The 16,543-nt window shown below is 47.1% G+C and carries 20 protein-coding genes; all 20 read right to left on the bottom strand.

What is annotated here, in order from left to right:
• Positions 1 to 102: 102 nt before the first annotated feature.
• Complete coding sequence (locus ACNA6I_RS17040) at positions 103 to 555, bottom strand: transposase (RefSeq protein WP_416313827.1); 453 nt, start codon at positions 553 to 555, stop codon at positions 103 to 105.
• A 95-nt stretch (positions 556 to 650) separates the two neighbouring features.
• Positions 651 to 992, bottom strand: coding sequence for a flagellar protein FliT (locus ACNA6I_RS17035; protein WP_416313826.1), 342 nt, complete (start codon positions 990 to 992; stop codon positions 651 to 653).
• Entirely contained in the window at positions 992 to 1,396 is a 405-nt protein-coding gene (fliS, locus tag ACNA6I_RS17030; RefSeq protein ID WP_416313825.1) for a flagellar export chaperone FliS, read from the bottom strand. The genes ACNA6I_RS17035 and fliS (ACNA6I_RS17030) overlap by 1 nt, the downstream gene beginning before the upstream one ends.
• A gap of 23 nt (positions 1,397 to 1,419) precedes the next feature.
• On the bottom strand, positions 1,420 to 3,483 hold the full coding sequence (fliD, locus tag ACNA6I_RS17025) for a flagellar filament capping protein FliD (RefSeq protein ID WP_416313824.1): 2,064 nt from the start codon (positions 3,481 to 3,483) through the stop codon (positions 1,420 to 1,422).
• A 15-nt stretch (positions 3,484 to 3,498) separates the two neighbouring features.
• Positions 3,499 to 3,855: a flagellar protein FlaG gene (gene flaG, locus ACNA6I_RS17020; RefSeq protein WP_416313823.1), complete on the bottom strand. Its 357-nt coding sequence runs from the start codon at positions 3,853 to 3,855 to the stop codon at positions 3,499 to 3,501.
• Positions 3,856 to 3,964: 109 nt separating this feature from the next.
• Positions 3,965 to 4,882 (bottom strand): flagellin Hag, encoded by a 918-nt coding sequence (hag, locus tag ACNA6I_RS17015; RefSeq protein ID WP_416313822.1) that lies wholly within the window; start codon positions 4,880 to 4,882, stop codon positions 3,965 to 3,967.
• A gap of 41 nt (positions 4,883 to 4,923) precedes the next feature.
• The gene (hag, locus tag ACNA6I_RS17010; protein WP_416313821.1) at positions 4,924 to 5,817 is read right to left on the bottom strand and encodes a flagellin Hag; all 894 of its coding nucleotides are present in this window, start codon (positions 5,815 to 5,817) and stop codon (positions 4,924 to 4,926) included.
• A gap of 155 nt (positions 5,818 to 5,972) precedes the next feature.
• The gene (csrA, locus tag ACNA6I_RS17005; RefSeq protein ID WP_159644229.1) at positions 5,973 to 6,194 is read right to left on the bottom strand and encodes a carbon storage regulator CsrA; all 222 of its coding nucleotides are present in this window, start codon (positions 6,192 to 6,194) and stop codon (positions 5,973 to 5,975) included.
• 4 nt (positions 6,195 to 6,198) lie between these two features.
• Positions 6,199 to 6,642 (bottom strand): flagellar assembly protein FliW, encoded by a 444-nt coding sequence (gene fliW, locus ACNA6I_RS17000; RefSeq protein WP_416313820.1) that lies wholly within the window; start codon positions 6,640 to 6,642, stop codon positions 6,199 to 6,201.
• A gap of 24 nt (positions 6,643 to 6,666) precedes the next feature.
• Positions 6,667 to 7,218 (bottom strand): DUF6470 family protein, encoded by a 552-nt coding sequence (locus ACNA6I_RS16995; RefSeq protein WP_416313819.1) that lies wholly within the window; start codon positions 7,216 to 7,218, stop codon positions 6,667 to 6,669.
• A 64-nt stretch (positions 7,219 to 7,282) separates the two neighbouring features.
• Entirely contained in the window at positions 7,283 to 8,164 is an 882-nt protein-coding gene (gene flgL, locus ACNA6I_RS16990) for a flagellar hook-associated protein FlgL (RefSeq protein ID WP_416313972.1), read from the bottom strand.
• Positions 8,165 to 8,175: 11 nt separating this feature from the next.
• Positions 8,176 to 9,765 carry a flagellar hook-associated protein FlgK gene (gene flgK / locus ACNA6I_RS16985; protein WP_416313818.1) on the bottom strand — a complete coding sequence of 530 codons (1,590 nt, stop codon included), beginning with the start codon at positions 9,763 to 9,765 and terminating at the stop codon, positions 8,176 to 8,178.
• A 17-nt stretch (positions 9,766 to 9,782) separates the two neighbouring features.
• Positions 9,783 to 10,265, bottom strand: a complete 483-nt coding sequence (locus ACNA6I_RS16980) for a flagellar protein FlgN (protein ID WP_318549124.1) — start codon at positions 10,263 to 10,265, stop codon at positions 9,783 to 9,785.
• Between the two features lie 50 nt (positions 10,266 to 10,315).
• Entirely contained in the window at positions 10,316 to 10,756 is a 441-nt protein-coding gene (locus ACNA6I_RS16975; protein WP_416313817.1) for a YaaR family protein, read from the bottom strand.
• A gap of 99 nt (positions 10,757 to 10,855) precedes the next feature.
• Entirely contained in the window at positions 10,856 to 12,673 is a 1,818-nt protein-coding gene (locus ACNA6I_RS16970) for a flagellin (protein WP_416313816.1), read from the bottom strand.
• A gap of 3 nt (positions 12,674 to 12,676) precedes the next feature.
• Positions 12,677 to 13,126 carry a flagellar export chaperone FliS gene (gene fliS / locus ACNA6I_RS16965; RefSeq protein WP_416313815.1) on the bottom strand — a complete coding sequence of 150 codons (450 nt, stop codon included), beginning with the start codon at positions 13,124 to 13,126 and terminating at the stop codon, positions 12,677 to 12,679.
• Between the two features lie 44 nt (positions 13,127 to 13,170).
• Positions 13,171 to 13,461 (bottom strand): EscU/YscU/HrcU family type III secretion system export apparatus switch protein, encoded by a 291-nt coding sequence (locus ACNA6I_RS16960; protein WP_416313814.1) that lies wholly within the window; start codon positions 13,459 to 13,461, stop codon positions 13,171 to 13,173.
• Positions 13,458 to 15,695: a hypothetical protein gene (locus tag ACNA6I_RS16955; RefSeq protein ID WP_416313813.1), complete on the bottom strand. Its 2,238-nt coding sequence runs from the start codon at positions 15,693 to 15,695 to the stop codon at positions 13,458 to 13,460. The genes ACNA6I_RS16960 and ACNA6I_RS16955 overlap by 4 nt, the downstream gene beginning before the upstream one ends.
• Positions 15,696 to 15,773: 78 nt before the next feature.
• Positions 15,774 to 16,031, bottom strand: coding sequence for a flagellar biosynthesis anti-sigma factor FlgM (gene flgM / locus ACNA6I_RS16950; RefSeq protein WP_416313812.1), 258 nt, complete (start codon positions 16,029 to 16,031; stop codon positions 15,774 to 15,776).
• 88 nt (positions 16,032 to 16,119) lie between these two features.
• Positions 16,120 to 16,533 carry a TIGR03826 family flagellar region protein gene (locus ACNA6I_RS16945; RefSeq protein ID WP_048016135.1) on the bottom strand — a complete coding sequence of 138 codons (414 nt, stop codon included), beginning with the start codon at positions 16,531 to 16,533 and terminating at the stop codon, positions 16,120 to 16,122.
• Between the last annotated feature and the right edge of the window lie 10 nt (positions 16,534 to 16,543).

Below are 16,543 nucleotides of genomic sequence, written 5' to 3'. Positions count from 1 at the left end.
ACCTTTTAGCCTTTTTGTGCCTGGCACCTTTTAGCCTTTTTGTGCCTGGCACCTTCATTTCATTCGGTGCCAGGCTCACTCAAAATGTATCTAAATGCTTTATTAGATATTCCATTCATTAATCTTCCGCCGGGTTTCTACAAATAATTGATATTTATGATGAGGATCCTCACCCAGTAACGATAGAATCTTATCCGTGTGTATGATTGTTGACTTAGATGGAGCAAGGAAGGCTCCGTAACTACTCCACAGGTAATCTTCCGGTAGTTTCGTATAGTTTGCTTTTACAGGGTTGAGGTGAATGTAGGCACTTGTGTCGAGGAGTTGCTTGTGGTTGCGGATTTGTTTTGAATAGAATCTGCCTTGAAACAGGTGACCGACGTAGTCATAACGGTGGTTGAAGTAACGGGCATAGACGGAGTGAAGGTAATGGATTAAATCAGTCGGGGTATGGTTTATCGTGCCGAGGATAAGATGAAGGTGGTTAGGCATAAGACAGTAAGCGTGGAGATCTGAGGGGTAACGTAGTATCCAAATTCTTTTCGGTCTTGGCATATCATTCTCCTTTCAAACTAAGTTAGGTTTTGTATTCGACAACTTCCCACAAAACCCTCCAAGTGAATCAAAAAAACCTCCCAATCAAGAGAGGTCTAATTCCGCTTATCATAAAACATTCCATCCGTTTGCAAAGATTCAAATGGATTATTGTACTTCTGCGCCGTCACTTTCGTTTTATTCAGCCCGTTAATATCCCGCTGAATGAGGCCTTTTAACGCCTTCATTTTTAAGTTAATCACTTGATTCCACTTATTCATCTCAGCACCTAGCATTTTCTCCTCTTCTGTAAAAGGAGGAACGATACTCGGAAGCAGGTCCTCCCTCTCTTGAAGGAGGGAGTCGGCCCGCTTCATGATATGGTCGTCAACTTGCTGGGCTGAGATTAGCAGTTGGTGGAGCTGGTGGGTGATACTGTGACACGCTTTAACTGACATCAGGCTCTTCCGTCATTTCCTGCGTGCTGGCGGGCGCGGTTGAGCTGGATGACTTGCTTCCATGTGTCGCGGAAGTCGGTGACCATAGCTTCTGCCTCTTCGATAGCAGTGATATCGTTCTTGATGTTGCCATCGATGAGGCGACGGTTGATGAAATCATAGAGGGACATCATATTTTTGGATACATCCGCTTTTGAATCGAGGGTGACCATCAATTCACTGATGATGTTTTGGGCTTTTTGGATGTTTGTATTCTTCAGCTCGATGTTCCCATCCTGGATGCCTTTCTTGGCCAGGTTGATGAACTTCAGGCACCCGTTATAGAGCATGAGCGTCAACTCTCCTGGTGATGCGGTCGTAACGGAGTTGTTTTGGTACGATTGGTATGGATTTTGGACGGCCATGGTGACACTCCTTAGCGTAATGATTACATGCTGAATTGCTGCATGAGGTAGGCAGATTGACTGTTGGCTTGTTGGATCGCTTTTTCCATGGCGGTGAACTGGCGCCAGTAGCGGTCTTCGACTTGTTTCATCCGGGCTTCGAAGCTATCAATCCTGGAATCTACGTCTTTCAATTCACGACCCAGGGCAAAGGTGGATGCAGTAGATGTCACGTTACCTGCCTTGTCTTTCAGCTTTGTCATCGTATTGTTGACAGAGTCATAGAGACGGTGAATGATTCCTTTTTCTGACTCGTTGGTTGCACCCGCCCCCCCGCGGAACAGGTTTTCAACCGCGGTTGGATCTTCTTCAATGGCTTTCTTAAGCTTCGCTTCGTCTATTTGAAGCTTTCCACCTTCAAGGTAATTGGCAGTGGTGGAGATCCCTATGCTTGATAGCTGCTTGTACATGGCTTTCGTTTCGGAATTGTTGACCGGCTGCGACATGTTCATCCTCATGGCAGATAAGACCGAGTTCAACATCGGGTCACGACGAAGAAGACCGCTTTTAGCCTTATCTTCCCATTGTTCCTGCTGCTTGTCGCTCAAACTCTCACGCTGTTCGTCGGTAAGCGGCCCATACGAGCGATAATACTCTTCCGACGTCTTCTTGCTGATCGTATCAATAAGCGTATTATACTTGTCTACGAATGATTTAATATTATCAAATACATCCGTTGTATTGTTCTGCACGGTTGTGGTAACACCGTTCGGTACCTTGGATGAATCGAATGTGTCCTTGATCGTAAAGGTCACACCACTCATCTCAAACGTATTAGAGTAACGTTCAGTCTTCAATCCGTTAATTTCAAACTGGACGTTGGTTCCTCCTGTTTCGGTTGAGTTACCGAATTTCAAGAGGGAGTTCAGGAAATCTCCATCCGTGATGATTTCATCTCCACCCTTGTTAAAATCACCCGTTTCGCTCCGAGTCATGGTAACCCGGTCAGAAAAAGAATCATAGAGCATGGAAACCCCTGCTGTCGAGCTGTTCACCTTACTCATGACAGCATTCAGTGATTCGTTCCCCTGGATAAAGAAATTCGTATTCTGCTCCCCATCTTTGGTAAACGTTTTAAGGGAGAATGTCGAGTAATTCTGAGTGTAGGAGGCAGAGATGGTTGCTCCCTTATCCAATTCCTCATTGAAGGTGATCAACCCGGTTTCTTTATTAATGGTACCGATGACGCTGCTATCAGCTCCAACTAGTTCGGTATTTCCACTTGCATCCGTTGCTCCGAGTGTATACTTCGCCCCATTGACATCAAGCTCCAGACTGTTGATCGATCCGTTTGCCAGTTGGACGAGCTTAGCCTTATTCTCAGGGAACTCGAACGTTTGATTCTTGTTATCCGTGATGTATTCCACTTGAATGGACGTGTCTTTCTTCACTGTTGTGCCGAATGTCAGTTTCCCGTCTTCTTCCACCAACACCTGATTGGCTCCCAATCCTTCAGCTGGCGTCGCCGTAACGACCTCGAATGATTTTCCATTCACCTTCACACTCATCTTGTCACGTTCGATAAATTTAGAGCCTGCCAGATCGATATCCACTGTTGTCGAATCGGCATCTGTTTTCACAGTATGCTTTCCTACCACACCTGTAGACCAGGTAAAGCCACTCCCGTTATCAAAGTTACCCGTTTCTCCATAGAGGCCCTTGCTCGGATTGAAGTTCTTTCCAGAAGCTGAAAGTTTCTCGCCATTGCTTCCACTGCTCCCGCTTACACGGTTTGCCGCACTCGCAAGCCCGGTAACATTATTAATCGTGTAGGACGCTTGAGATGCTGCACTTGTCGCCGTTGCCGTCACTTTTGATTCATCTGACGAAGCCGTCATCCGTGCACGATATTTTGTAGTCAGTTTATACTGAGTTAATTCCGAACGAAAATCAAGAAGCAGCGTGTTCATGGAGCGATAGTCATCCCGCTTCCATTCCAGTGTCTGCTTCTGCTGCTTCAATTTATCCAGGGGCATGCGTTCTGCCTTCATCAGGTCTGCCACGATGGAGTCGATGTCCATCCCGCTCGCCAATCCTCCTACTCTCACATTCCTTCACTCCTTTTAGATCTTCTCATCAACCACCAGGCCGACAAATTCCGTCATGGCCGCAAACATATCCAGCATTTTTTTCGGTGGAATTTCTCGTACAACTTCACTCGTGATATCGTCCACAACCGTGACGTAGTATTCATTTAACTGCTCATGATATTCAAATTTCAAATGGGTATTGGAAGAGGATAAAAACTCATTGGCCCCTTGAATCGCTACCTTCAACCTGTCTTCAGTTACAGACTGTTGAAGACCAGGCTTCATTTGTTTTTCAAGTGACTCTATTACGCTTTCAACTTCCGCTCGATTACGGGGTTTTTCAACAAATGATTGGGTGCCGGTTGCACTCCCTGCCGTTTTTTCAATCATTTTGAAGGTCCTCCTGTGGGTTATATGGGTTATATCGGAAGAAGAGTGGGGAAGTTTAGGGGAAGGTAAAAAAAGAAGAGACTCTCAGAGAGAGCCACTTCTAAAAAGATTAACGTAGAAGTTGAAGAACACCTTGTGGTTGTTGGTTTGCTTGTGCAAGCATAGCTTGGGCTGCTTGAGAAAGGATAGAGTTTTTAGTTTGCTCCATCATCTCTTTTGCCATATCTACATCGCGGACACGTGATTCAGCAGCAGTTAAATTTTCTGATGCAGTTCCGAGATTATTTATCGTATGTTCCAACCGATTTTGGTTTGCTCCTAGTTTAGAACGTTCTGCAGATACTTTTTGAATAGCACTGTCAATTGTAGTAATTGCAGCTGTAGCTGTTGCTGCATTCGTCGAAACATCAATCCCGTTTTCTGTTACTGCTGCACCTGATGTTCCTGCTGCATCAGCACTTACATTATTAACATTAGATGCTCTGTGTACCCCCAACGATACTGCATCCATAGCTCCAATAGTTAATTGCATGGTTTGAGCGTTATTAGCACCAATTTGGAATGTTAAATCACCTTCAACACCAATATCACCGTTATTAGCAAAATCTTTGGAACCATCTAATAACTTCATTGTATTAAATTCTGTAGTATTAGAAATTCTGGTAATTTCCTTTGCCAATTCATCTACTTCCTTTTGTATTTCATTCCTATCTGTGGAAGTATTTGTGTCATTGGAAGATTGGACTGCAAGTTCTCGCATACGTTGTAAAATTGAATGAGTTTCATTAAGTGCACCTTCAGCAGTTGCAATTAATGAAATTCCATCCTGTGAATTCTTTGATGCCATATCAAGTCCTCGTATTTGACCACGCATCTTTTCAGAAATAGCTAGACCAGCAGCATCATCTCCGGCTCGATTAATACGTAAACCTGAAGAGAGTTTTTCCATTGAGCTAGATTGAGCACTATTAGCACTATTTAATTGGCGATGTGTATTTAAAGCAGCAATATTATGATTAATTCTCAAGGTATTTCCTCCTATTAAAAATTAGTAAGTAAATGAATATTTTAACGAAGGAGTTGTAAAACACCTTGGGGTTGTTGATTTGCTTGAGCCAGCATTGCTTGAGCAGCTTGGGAAAGGATAGAATTTTTAGTTTGTTCCATCATTTCTTTTGCCATGTCTACATCACGAACACGTGATTCTGCTGCAGTTAAATTCTCGGATGATGTTCCTAAATTGTTTATAGTGTGATCTAGGCGATTCTGATTTGCTCCCAAATAAGAACGTTGTGCAGATACTTTTTCAATAGCATTGTTGATAACAGTAATTGCAGCTGTAGCTGTTGCAGAGTCAGTTGAAATGTTAATTCCATCTGTAGTATTAGCCTGCGTAGCTCCAGTAGCTGCAGTACTAGTAGTTCCTGCTACGAGTAAACTTGAAGCATCCATTGCTCCTATAGCAAGAGTCATAGTTTGACTTGCATTAGCCCCAATTTGGAATGTTAAATCAGATCCAGTAACTCCACTTACTGCTGTACTTCTAGAACCATCAAGTAATTTCATAGTATTAAACTCTGTAGTATTAGCAATTCGCGTGATTTCCTTCGCTAGTTCATTAACTTCTTTTTGAAGTTCACCACGATCGCTAGTAGTATTCGTATCGTTGGAAGATTGAACTGCAAGCTCTCGCATGCGTTGGAGAATTGAATGTGTCTCATTAAGTGCACCTTCGGCGGTTGAAATTAAAGATATTCCATCCTGTGCATTTTTAGAGGCCATATCCAATCCACGAATCTGACCACGCATTTTTTCCGAAATTGCCAAACCGGCTGCATCATCTCCAGCTCGATTGATTTTCAAACCTGAAGACAGTTTCTCCATAGATTTTGATTGATTAGTTGAAGCTGTATTCAATTGACGATGTGTATTCAAAGCAGCGATATTATGATTGATTCTCATTTCTTAATTTCCTCCTTGAAAGTAAGCCCACATCCTTGTGGACCGTTGGTTTTTTGGTTTGCCGGGGAGGAAGAGGTCGGCCGCCCTTTCCTCTTTGGCTTACATTAGTAGTATCGGTCGTTTTTCCTAGGTGTTTAATAGTTTTGGAAAAACTTTTATTCGTTTTTTGGGAGGAGGTTGAAGAGGTCGGCGATGCCTTTGGAGGCTTCGGTGTTTTCGTTCTGGATGGATAGGTAGACTTCTTTCCGGTGGATGTCGATGTGCTTGGGTGCGTTGATGCCTAGTTTGATCTGGTCACCTTGGACGGAGACGACGGTGATTTCGATGTTGTCACCGATTTGGATGCTTTCGCCGGTTTTTCTGGTGAGTACGAGCATGGTGTCATCCCCTCTTTCTTTCTGTTTGGTTGAAGATCGGGTGTTGCGTTTGGTAGTCGGTGCCGGTGAGGATGACCTGTTTGCCGAGCTGCTGGGCCGGGTTGATGATGACGGGTGCCTGAAGGTTGGCGGTGGACCTGTCAAGGGGTTCCCGGATGGTAAGGATCGAGAGGATCTTCAGGTCTTTTCCTTCTGGGTGTCTTAATGTTTCGATGCTTGCTTCGTCGAGTTCGAATTCGTAGTCAGGGAAGAAGCTGAATGGTTCCGTTGCGACGAAGCCGAGCTCGGGTGTGGCGGTGGACTGGAGGATGTGGAACCAGTCGTTTCCCGGGAACGGCAGAAGGGTGAATTCTTTTTCATCCTGAAAGCCCGGGATGCCCTGGGGGAAGGTAAGAAGATTTTCTTGTTCCACGTTCAAGCTCCCGTGGTATTTTGTTTGGATTTCCATAGGTATCAGTCCTTTTCTGGTTGGTTAGGTGGTTTCAATCGTGAGCTGCTGGTGCTGTTGGATGGAGTAGGTGACGCGCCCCGGATGGTAGGATATGATCGGCTTCTGCGGAGTGGTCTGGTTCTGGACGGGACGATTCTGGACCTGGATGTTCAGGGAGCCCGGCTGATAGTACGTTTTGACGCTGAAGGGCGACGGGATGTAGCCGATATTGACCTCATAGGTCGGCGATTGGCTGTTCCGTTCGGCCTGGGAGGCGATTGCTCCTGACCCTGCTTCGATGCTCATGAGTTCATCTCCGTCCTGGGCTTTGTTGCCCAGGAATTCAAGCCACGCCTGGTAGCCTTCTCCCGCAGCTTCTTCAATGCTCCTGAGGGCGCTTTTCAGATTCATATCCTCCCACGCCTGCGACTGGTCGATGGAAAGCTGCGGGAGGGTCGTATCCATGGTCATGACGGGACCTTCCTGGTGAAGCTCCATCACGGCTGCCGGCTGCTGGATCGAGATGGACGCGGGTGCGATGTCGATTCCCAGTTTAGCCGGTACCTGAGACATGCGGATTTGTGGCACATACATGGCTTTTTCCCCTTTCAAGCAGAAAGGACTGACTCATTGAAGAGGTTCAGTCCCTGCTGTTTCGTTATCGTAGAAAGTCCATGAGGGTCGGCTGGATGATCCTCGCTCCTACACTGAGGGCGGCCCGGTGGACGCTTTCCTGGTTCTTGAGATTGGTGATGACCTGTTCGATGTCGGCATCTTCATTATCGGAAATGATGGATTTCGCCATGACTTCGGTCTTGCCGAGGCGGTTCTCGATCATTTCGAGGCGGTTGTATCGAGCTCCGGCTTCTGATCGCTCTGCCTGGAGGGTGCTGATCTGTCCCTCAAGGTCTTTGAGGAGGTTGTCCATGCCCTCTGCACTGTAGGTGTCATCACTGAATCCCTGTTTGATGCCCTGGAGGGTGTTGAACAGAGCCTGGTTGAATACTTTATCGCCGTTGACGTTCACTTTCAGCTTGAGCCCTGCGGATACCTCTACTGCATAATCCTCGGTATTCATGTTGACGACGGGAGGATTCCCCTTGGCAACGGGCGCATGGTCGACGTCGGTTCCGTTGTAGATATAGCGGCCGGCAACTTTTGTGTTCGCCACTTCCACCATATCCTGCTTGATCTGTTCGATTTCCTGGGCGATGGCCACGCGGTCCTCATCAGAGTATGTATCATTCTTACCCTGGATGATGAGGTACTGGACACGCTCGAGTGCCTGGGAGGCGTGTTCGAGGCCGGCTTCGGAGTTATCCATCCACAGATACGCTTCGGAAAGATTCCGCTGATATTGTTCGTTCTCCGTCAGATTGGAGCGGTAATACATCCCTTTCATGGCGACGACGGGATCCTGTGAAGGCCGTGTGATCTTTTGACCTGTGGCAAGCTGATCCTGATAGTTTCCGAGTTTCTCGTAGCTGCTGCTCAAGTGACGCAGTGAATTAGATGAAAGCATGCTTTGTGTGACGCGCATCATTTTTCCTCCTATCTACCACCGGTACCCATACCGTTGATGATTTTATCCAGTAGTTCGTCCTGCAGGGAGATCATCCGGGCGGACGCGTTGTAAGCGTGTTGGAACTGAATCATATTCGTCATTTCTTCATCAAGGGAAACGGCGCTCATGGACATGCGCTTGTCGTCCACCGATTGGCGCAAGGTCCCGCTGTTGTCGGTTAGGCGCAGGGCGTTCTGGGTCTTGACGGCCATACCGCCCACAAGGACCTGGAAGTAGTTGCGGAAGCTAGCCATCTCAGAGTTGAGTCCGTAATCGAATTCTTTGTTGATGAGGTCTCCCAACTCGAGTAGCACGCTTCCATCACCAGTAGTGGCCTTCGACGGATCGGAGCCGTCTGCGTTGGCAATGTTGTCGATGCTTTCTTTGATGGCATCCGCCAAGTCGATCCGTTGGGCAAACCCTTTGCGATTGGCTTCTGAGAGATCCCCGTACTTTTTATCCTTGAAGAAATTGATATCCTGGTTGACCGGTTCAATCTCTCCCGCTGCATTCTTATGGTTGATCTCGTTCGGACTCATACCGGCGGAGTGTACCTTGTTGAACTCGTTGGCGAAGGTGAAGGCCAGGTTATCCAGTTCCTTCAGCATGTCAGGGTAATCGCCCTTGATGTCCCCATTACTGGTCTTCATTCCGAAGGACTCCATCAAACCTTTCAGACTGCCATCCGATGTGAAGGCATCAGCTGAAAACGTCTTGCCTCCTACGGTGACCTCCGTTACATAGGTGTCCTGTCCCGGTGGGGTGAATTTCACATCAATATGTTGAACCCCTTGTCCATCAACAAGGCGTGCAATGGCGGCACCGCTGGTATCAGCAAGGGAAATGATCGCCCTGCCTTCAGCAATGGCGGCAGGCTTACCACCCGACTGTTGATAGGAAACCGTAATATTGACGATCTGAGAAAGGTCATCAATCATCCGATCACGTTCGTCATACAGGTCATTCGGCACCATCCCGTGGGGCTCCACTGCGGCAATCTGTTCGTTTAGGGAATTAATGCGGTCCAAAAGGGCATTCGCATTCTTCTCTGTCACATTCAGTTCGTTCTGAAGATCCTGCCTGATCGTCGAGATGGAATTCGAGAGATAGTTGAAGGTCTCGGCAAGGGCGATCCCTCGCTCCTTGACGACGGCTCTTGCTCCAGGGTTTTTCGGATTGCCGGCAAGATCCTGGAGGGACTGCCAGAACATGTCGATCGTTTTGGCGAGGCCGGAATCTGTCGGTTCATTCATGATCTCTTCCATTTTGGTGAGGGCGTCGGCTTTTGATTCCCAGTAGCCGAGCTTATTGTTTTCTCCCCTGTACTGTACATCCAGGAAGCTGTCGCGGATCCGCTGGACGGACCCTGCTTCCACCCCCGTACCAATTTGTCCCGGGAGCATCGGTTTATTGAAAGCCGGTGATGGATAGGCTTCGGTTTGCTGGAAATTGATGCGCTGTCTCGTATATCCCGGCGTATTGGCATTGGCAACGTTATGTCCTGTCACCTGGAGTGCACTCTGCTGGGTGTACATTCCGCGGCGTGCCGTTTCTAGTCCATGAAAAGTTGATGCCATGGGTTAACCTCCTACAGTTAAGCTTTAGAATTGAAGATTGAATGAGTCCGCATGCTCTGGATATCATCAGGGTCCTGTGAGTAATTCCCTGTCTCTTGTTGGCCCATGACGAGGTCAAGGCTCAGATTGACGAACTGGAGGGATTGATTGAGAAGATCCTGATTTAATTCGTTTTGGTTTTTCAAACGGAGGGTGCATGCCGTGAGTTCAGCATGTTTCTCTCGCAGATTCTCTTTTCCTGGCAAGGAATCAATCCCAAGTAACTCCGAGAATGTTGTGACCGGCGTTTGGTAGGTCAAGGAAATATCCTCCTGGAGCTCCTCACGCCGTGCATTGAGGGATTCCATAGCGCGGATATGGCTCAATTCTTCTTTTAAAAGACGGTTGATTTCATCTATATCGTTTTCCTTCAAAGCCTCCATCTTCCGATTGGATACATGCAGAAGGCTTTTTTGTAGCGTGATGAGTTTATCCAGGATCAGGGTCAGTTGTTCTATCACTGGTTTCCCTTCTTTCCATTCACTTTTTTATCGGTTGTTTCACAAGATTCTTAAGTATAAATATTGATTAATAGGCCTTGGACTTCCCCGACAAGATTGAGGATATTCAGGCCTTTTTGTTCTTTCTTCAATACTTCATTGGTAAGCTGCATGAGTTTTGAATCGACTTCTTTGACGATCTTGTACACCTTCGTCCGGCCACGCCTGTTGAAGCCGCGTTGGTTCTCAAGCTGCAAGCCGTTTTGGATGGCCTCCTCCATGAAGGACTTCACCATCTTCTTGTATCTCTTCAAGTCTTCGACTGTACGTGATTCAGACAATACTTTTCCCTGATGCTCTATATCTCCCGCCATCTTGGCGAACTTTTCATAAAGGAGCTGTTCCCTCTTGTTTCCCATCACTTCTGTAAAAGAGACGGATTCCCCAGCCACCGGTGCTTTCGTTTCAACTTTGTGGGGAGTGGTGATTTTCCCGACTTTCTGTACGTCCATTCCGATTCCCTCATTTCAGGTATATTCCATATTCTTATCATAGAGGAAAAAGCCGTCAGGCAAAAGAGGCGGGCCACGGTCGGCCACGCCCCTTTTGTCTTATTTCAATAGTTGAAGGATCCCTTGTGGCAGCTGATTTGCCTGGGCAAGCATCGCTTGCCCTGCCTGGTTCAGGATATTATTCTTCGTGAAGTTGGTCATTTCCTTCGCCATATCGGTGTCCCTGATGCGTGATTCCGCTGATGTCAGGTTTTCGTTGGCCATCTGGAGGTTCAAGGTGGTGTGTTCCAATCTGTTCTGGATGGCTCCTAGCTTGCTACGCTCTTCTGATACCATGCGGATAGCTTGATCCAACCTGGTGATGGCTGCCCTTGCCGCTTCAGTAGAAGAGACATCTACTCCTTGCACCGCATTTACTCCAGTGCTGAGATAAGAGCCGTCAGCCGCTCTTGCTAGACCTAACTTAGCCGCATCCATAACGCCGATTGTGATCTTAAGGGTTTCGGACGCATTAGCACCGATGTGCATATCAAGCTCGAGATCTTTCTCCTTGTTGGCTTCAAAATCAGCATCTTTCAACGCGATATCCAGACCATTCGTGGCACCATTGTCGGTCCGGTCTGTTGAAAGTACCAATGTATTCCCTACAACATCGACAGAGCTCATAGCCACCACTCCGCCCCCTGCTTTTGTCGTTTCAAGCACGGATTTGATTGAGTCTAGTACATCAAAGACATTTTTGTCCTTCACATTGATGATAGCAGGGTTCCCAGTCAAGTTGGCAGTGCTTTCCGAGAAGCGGATCGTCTTCCCATCAATGATGAGTTCATCTCCTGCATAAGGTACTGTATCACTTGCTGTCGGCACGCCACTGAACGTAAGCTGTGTGGAAGTCGATGTCGTCGTGACAGGATTTCCGACCAATGTAGTGACTGCCGTTGTCGTCCCTGGGGAGTAAGCTTTTACCTGATTGAAGCCGGTAAAGCTGAAGCCAATCTTTTCCCCTTCTGCGACAGACAAATTGTTGAGGGAAGAAAGAGTCAGCTTTCCTGTGAACGGTGTACCTTCAGTTCCTGTTACACTATCGGTTGCGTTAACAATCTTGGAATTGGTCGTTGGGCTTGTAGGGCTTTTGAATACCGGATCATTCGCTTCGACTGCCCCTTTAATTGCAGTCATAAGGTTATTAACATTGGCGATCTTCGTTGCATCGTTAGTCGGATTTGCCCAGTTTACTTTGACTGCGATGTTTCCGTTTGTAGTGATATTTGTTGGACTGGCTGAAGTAACCACTTCGTAACGCTTATTATTGATCGTAAATACCTTACCTTCTATCTGGGAAGGAGTGGTTGAATCCAGCAAACCTCCGATTGTCTGATCAAACACTAATTCCACACTGGCCGGTTCTGAAGGCGCAGCATTAACCGTTCCCTGCCACGTACCATTGCCCACATACGCGACTTGGGATGAGTTCACTTCGGCGAAGGCTGTTCCTTGTTCAGAGCCGCTCAATAGTTTCTTTTGGTTGAATTGGGTGGTGTCGGCAATGCGGTCGATTTCGAATGTGAGCTGGTCGATTTCATTCTGGATGGCCGTGCGGTCCTGCTCTTCCAAGGTACCGTTCGACGCCTGAACTGACAGCTCCCTCATGCGCTGGAGGATTTCGTGTGTCTGGTTCAACGCGCCTTCGCCCGTTTGGATCAGGGAAATGGCATCCAATGTGTTCCGCTCTGCGATATCGAGTCCGCGGATCTGGGACCGCATTTTTTCAGAGATGGCAAGACCTGCCGCATCATCGGCTGCGCGGTTGATCCTTAGACCGGATGATAGTTTTTCCAGGCTTTTGGACGTATTGTTCATATTCTGTGCTAGATTCCGGTATGCATTGAGAGCTTGGATATTATGATTGATTTTCATTGGTCATTTCCCCATTTCCACGGTTTCGATATGGTGGTCCATCATGATATTTTTTTCATAGGCATTGGTTTGTTTATATCGCTGTTTATTCGGCTGCTGGGTTTTGTTTCTCATGGTATGCCTCCACGCAGTCGAAAGCTCCTTCGTGATATCCACCACTTCTTTCAGATTGGTAGGATCTTTGCTCATATTCGCCTTGATCACAAGGTCAGCCATATAGTTGTATAGGGCGTCTAATTGATCTGCGATAATCCCTGCTTCGTAATTCAGTCCCACACCGAGACGATGAAGGATTTCATTCATTTTTTTCATCTTGATGTTGGCATCGATGAACAGGCTGTTATGTATATCTTGGATACTATCATTGGCAGTCTCTATTAAAACTTCATATAAAAGCGCAGTGATTTCCTGCGACGATTTTTGATAGATGAACTCTTTGGTCAAAAAATCCATTGTGCATCCCTCCACTAGATGTATCGGATATTTCTTCCTGTTTTTTAGTCTTTCATTCCCATTTCTTCAATAAGAAGAAGAACTTCCGCAATAACGGAATAGAGCTGGGGAGGGATGTTGTCACCAAGATCAAGATCAAGGAGATGCTGGACGAGCTGTTCATCTTCCTGCATCTGGACACCGTGCTGCCGGGCAAGCTCGATGATCCTTTCCGCGAGGACTCCTGTTCCCTGAGCAATGACGGATGGCGTTCCCCCATCCGTTTCATCGTACCGGATGACGGCCGCCGACTGACCATTCTGTTGGCGTCTCTTCGTGCTATTAATATAGTTCATATGGTGAAATCGTATCCTTTCTCGTTCATCCTCGGGGCACTGGCCTTCTTCTCTTCCCTAGGCTCTTCCTCGTTTCGGTTAAGAGGCGAGAACTGAAGTTTACTGATGGTATATCCGATTTGCTCTAAGCGGTCTTTTGCTTTCTCTGCCAGGGGTTCCATCCGTGAACTGAACCCTTCCTGATCATTCTTCACCTGAATGGAGAGATTTCGTTCAGAAGCTGTAAGGGAGATTCCGACTTCTCCGTATTTTTTTGTGTCGAATAAGAAGAAAAGGCTGCAGTTCTGCCAGTCTACCTTTTGTTGATCTGCTTTAGAGTTGATGTAAACCTTCACGCCTTCCACTTTATCCTGGAGAAGATATGGGAGGGTGAACATCATGGTTTGCAGGCCGGATGAATCCGTTTTGCTCATGAGCTGCTGCCCTGTCAGATTGCCGAGCATCCCTTCAGCTTTGGATGAAACACCGGCATCTTCATGCCGTGTCATCTTCAAAAGCAAGTCTTTTAGATTAGCGGGAGGATCTTGATTTTTATCTCTTGCCAATAGACTCATTGCTTGATCCGATTCACGCGTCAGTCCCGCTGAACGGATCAGTTCAAAGGCTGAACGGGCAGTGGGCTCCTGTTTGACCGCGTGCATGGCCTGCTCAAGGTTCTGCAAACCCCTTTTATCCGATGGGGTTTGAGTCATCTTCGCCCACTCACCTTCGACAAAGTTCTTCACTTTGATTTCGGAAGGCTTAAATTGGAGTCTGTCAATCTCTTGTTTGACGCTTTCCACGATCTGTTTGGCGGCAGCCATGTCCCCTTTTGAAAGGAGTTGCTTTGCCTGAGCGAGCTGGGTGCTTGCATTCAGCAGCTTTTTCTCAGTCTTCATGTCGGCATAGAGCATGAAATCCCCTCTCAGCAACACACCGTCGAGTTTATTGATGGTATTTTCAAGCAGGGGTTTTGCGGACACTTCAGCCATCTGCTTATGACCGTTGATCAAACGCAGCACCTGCTGAAGGCTAAGTGATACCTCATTCTTCGTCTGCTTAAAATCCATGGACAGTTGGGACATCTTCTTCGTCACCGTTTCCACCATGATCAGCTTAGAATGTGCTGGTATCCCTTCATACCAGTCTTCCTGCTGCATCACAGCGATTTGAGGAGCAGAATCAGCTGCCGGTCCACTATGGGATTGCAATGCAGCGACCCCTTTGGCAATCTCTTCTCTTGCCTTCAATTCCCTGCCCTCTGAATCCAGGGACTGTGCGGTTACTAACGATTGCTCAAAACTTGTTTTCGCGGTATGGGGAAGATCAGGAGTCGCATCCATTACGACAGAGAGCTTTTGAATCAGCTGCTCTGTATTCGCCTCTTTACGCATCAGAGTCTGCATATCCTGGAGAGCCTTTTGGAGAGGATTCATGGACGCAGACTGTCGATCAGGAACCGCTTGAACGCCTGTAGACATCTGCTGTCTAAGAAGGTTGGTCAGTTTCATTTCCTCTTGCGGCATCAAGCGCAGAATGGCTCCGAACTGCGATTGGAGTTTCTTGACGGCTCCCGATACATCCACGGTTGCTGCAAACTCTTTGCGGATGGATCCGAGCAGGGCTTTATCACCCTCTGATAACCGGTGCTCTATGGCATTCAATACCTTCATGATCTGTTGGAATGGGCGTTCAATTCCTCCTTTAGAACCAAAGGAGGGATCCAGCCCTTTCACGAGAGAATCCATGGTTTTAGAGTAAGAGTGGTCATGGATTGCTGAATGGACGGTTTTCAGCTGATTCGCGGTCATGTCCAGTCCTTTTTTAAGCAAGGAAGATATGGTCTCCAGTTTCTGTTCCGGAGTTCCTTTCGTTTCCTTGAAAAACTGATTCAAAGCCTCAATGGTTTTCCTTGTAATGGGAGTCCCATTCTGGTTCAACAGCTGGAGTGCTGTTTTCACGTCCTGGTTTACTTGGGGGAGAGCTGGTAATGAACGCGCTGGCTTTGCAGAATCAACGACTCTGACGACAAGCGGGTTCGATGAGGTTGAAACCACTTCAATGGAGATGGCTTTGGCCTGAGGGAGTTCCCCTTCAACCTTTGCTTTCACCACTTGTCCTTTTACTTGGAGAAGGGCTTCATTTTGGGGAAGACGTTCTTTCACGATGGCAGTCGAAAGATCCCCTTCCTTCAGTTGAGTTCCGTTTCCAGAAGGAATAGGGGCTTCGATCTTTATATCAGGATTAATTTGCACGGGTCATTCACACTCCACATTCTTAAAGGATTACAGCTCATCCTTGAGCTCACGCTTCCATCCTTAGAATCGGTTTGGTCATCGATAAAAATCAAGTAATTTTTTGGCGATGTCCTTAGGGTTCGGGCTATAGGTGCCCTGCTCGACCTGAGACTTAATGGCATTTACTTTTGCTTCTCGATTTTTCTCAAACATAGAGATCTCCTGGAGATTTTTGGCGTGTGAAGAAATTTCCACTTTATCCACCGGCTTTTTACTGGTTTCCATTTGTGTTGCCTTTTCGGCATTCCGCTGATAGGGATTTACTCCATGGTTCCCGATCTGATTAATCTTCAAATCCGTCTACCTCCTTTTTCCGTACTTTCCGAGTCTTATAGTAAGTATATCGGATGATTGAGAGGTTTGTTTAGTGATAGGATATGGTTCATTTTTCCTTTCTGTGGGTGTAGTACGTATGACCTGATTCCTTGAGGGTTTGCTTCCATTGTTCGTCTGATTCGTGCTGTTTAAGGTCTTGGATGAGGGACGTTTGGCACCCTTCGCAGATCCGTGCACTGTGGATGATCTTGCCGCACCGGTCGCATGGGTAGCCCATATTCGGGAATTGTCTTGACTGGATGCGACCTTTTCTTACCCAATTATGAAGGAGTTCTTCCTCTACACCAGTGACATCGACGACACGTGCGATGGACGCGGCCCGGTTTTCGCGTTTTTTCAGGAATCGGATGACAGAGTCGAATAGCGTTTCTTCTGCTTTATGGCATGCTTCACACACTTCGCGGAAGCGGGTTTTCATGAATAGCGCGTTACAGCGCGGACAGTTGTTCACTTCTGACATGATTCATTCC

The sequence above is a fragment of the Rossellomorea sp. FS2 genome, from assembly GCF_047915635.1.
GTDB lineage: Bacteria > Bacillota > Bacilli > Bacillales > Bacillaceae_B > Rossellomorea > Rossellomorea marisflavi_A.
Note: the sequence above shows the minus strand (reverse complement) of the source record. Positions and strands in the feature narration are given on the sequence as shown.

Coding starts and splice junctions, on each gene's coding strand:
- ACNA6I_RS17040 (WP_416313827.1), bottom strand. CDS start 555: ATGCCAAGACCGAAAAGAATTTGGATACTACGTTACCCCTCAGATCTC.
- ACNA6I_RS17035 (WP_416313826.1), bottom strand. CDS start 992: ATGTCAGTTAAAGCGTGTCACAGTATCACCCACCAGCTCCACCAACTG.
- fliS (WP_416313825.1), bottom strand. CDS start 1,396: ATGGCCGTCCAAAATCCATACCAATCGTACCAAAACAACTCCGTTACG.
- flaG (WP_416313823.1), bottom strand. CDS start 3,855: ATGATTGAAAAAACGGCAGGGAGTGCAACCGGCACCCAATCATTTGTT.
- hag (WP_416313821.1), bottom strand. CDS start 5,817: ATGAGAATCAATCATAATATCGCTGCTTTGAATACACATCGTCAATTG.
- csrA (WP_159644229.1), bottom strand. CDS start 6,194: ATGCTCGTACTCACCAGAAAAACCGGCGAAAGCATCCAAATCGGTGAC.
- fliW (WP_416313820.1), bottom strand. CDS start 6,642: ATGGAAATCCAAACAAAATACCACGGGAGCTTGAACGTGGAACAAGAA.
- ACNA6I_RS16995 (WP_416313819.1), bottom strand. CDS start 7,218: ATGTATGTGCCACAAATCCGCATGTCTCAGGTACCGGCTAAACTGGGA.
- flgL (WP_416313972.1), bottom strand. CDS start 8,164: ATGCGCGTCACACAAAGCATGCTTTCATCTAATTCACTGCGTCACTTG.
- flgK (WP_416313818.1), bottom strand. CDS start 9,765: ATGGCATCAACTTTTCATGGACTAGAAACGGCACGCCGCGGAATGTAC.
- ACNA6I_RS16975 (WP_416313817.1), bottom strand. CDS start 10,756: ATGGACGTACAGAAAGTCGGGAAAATCACCACTCCCCACAAAGTTGAA.
- ACNA6I_RS16970 (WP_416313816.1), bottom strand. CDS start 12,673: ATGAAAATCAATCATAATATCCAAGCTCTCAATGCATACCGGAATCTA.
- fliS (WP_416313815.1), bottom strand. CDS start 13,126: ATGGATTTTTTGACCAAAGAGTTCATCTATCAAAAATCGTCGCAGGAA.
- ACNA6I_RS16960 (WP_416313814.1), bottom strand. CDS start 13,461: ATGAACTATATTAATAGCACGAAGAGACGCCAACAGAATGGTCAGTCG.
- ACNA6I_RS16945 (WP_048016135.1), bottom strand. CDS start 16,533: ATGTCAGAAGTGAACAACTGTCCGCGCTGTAACGCGCTATTCATGAAA.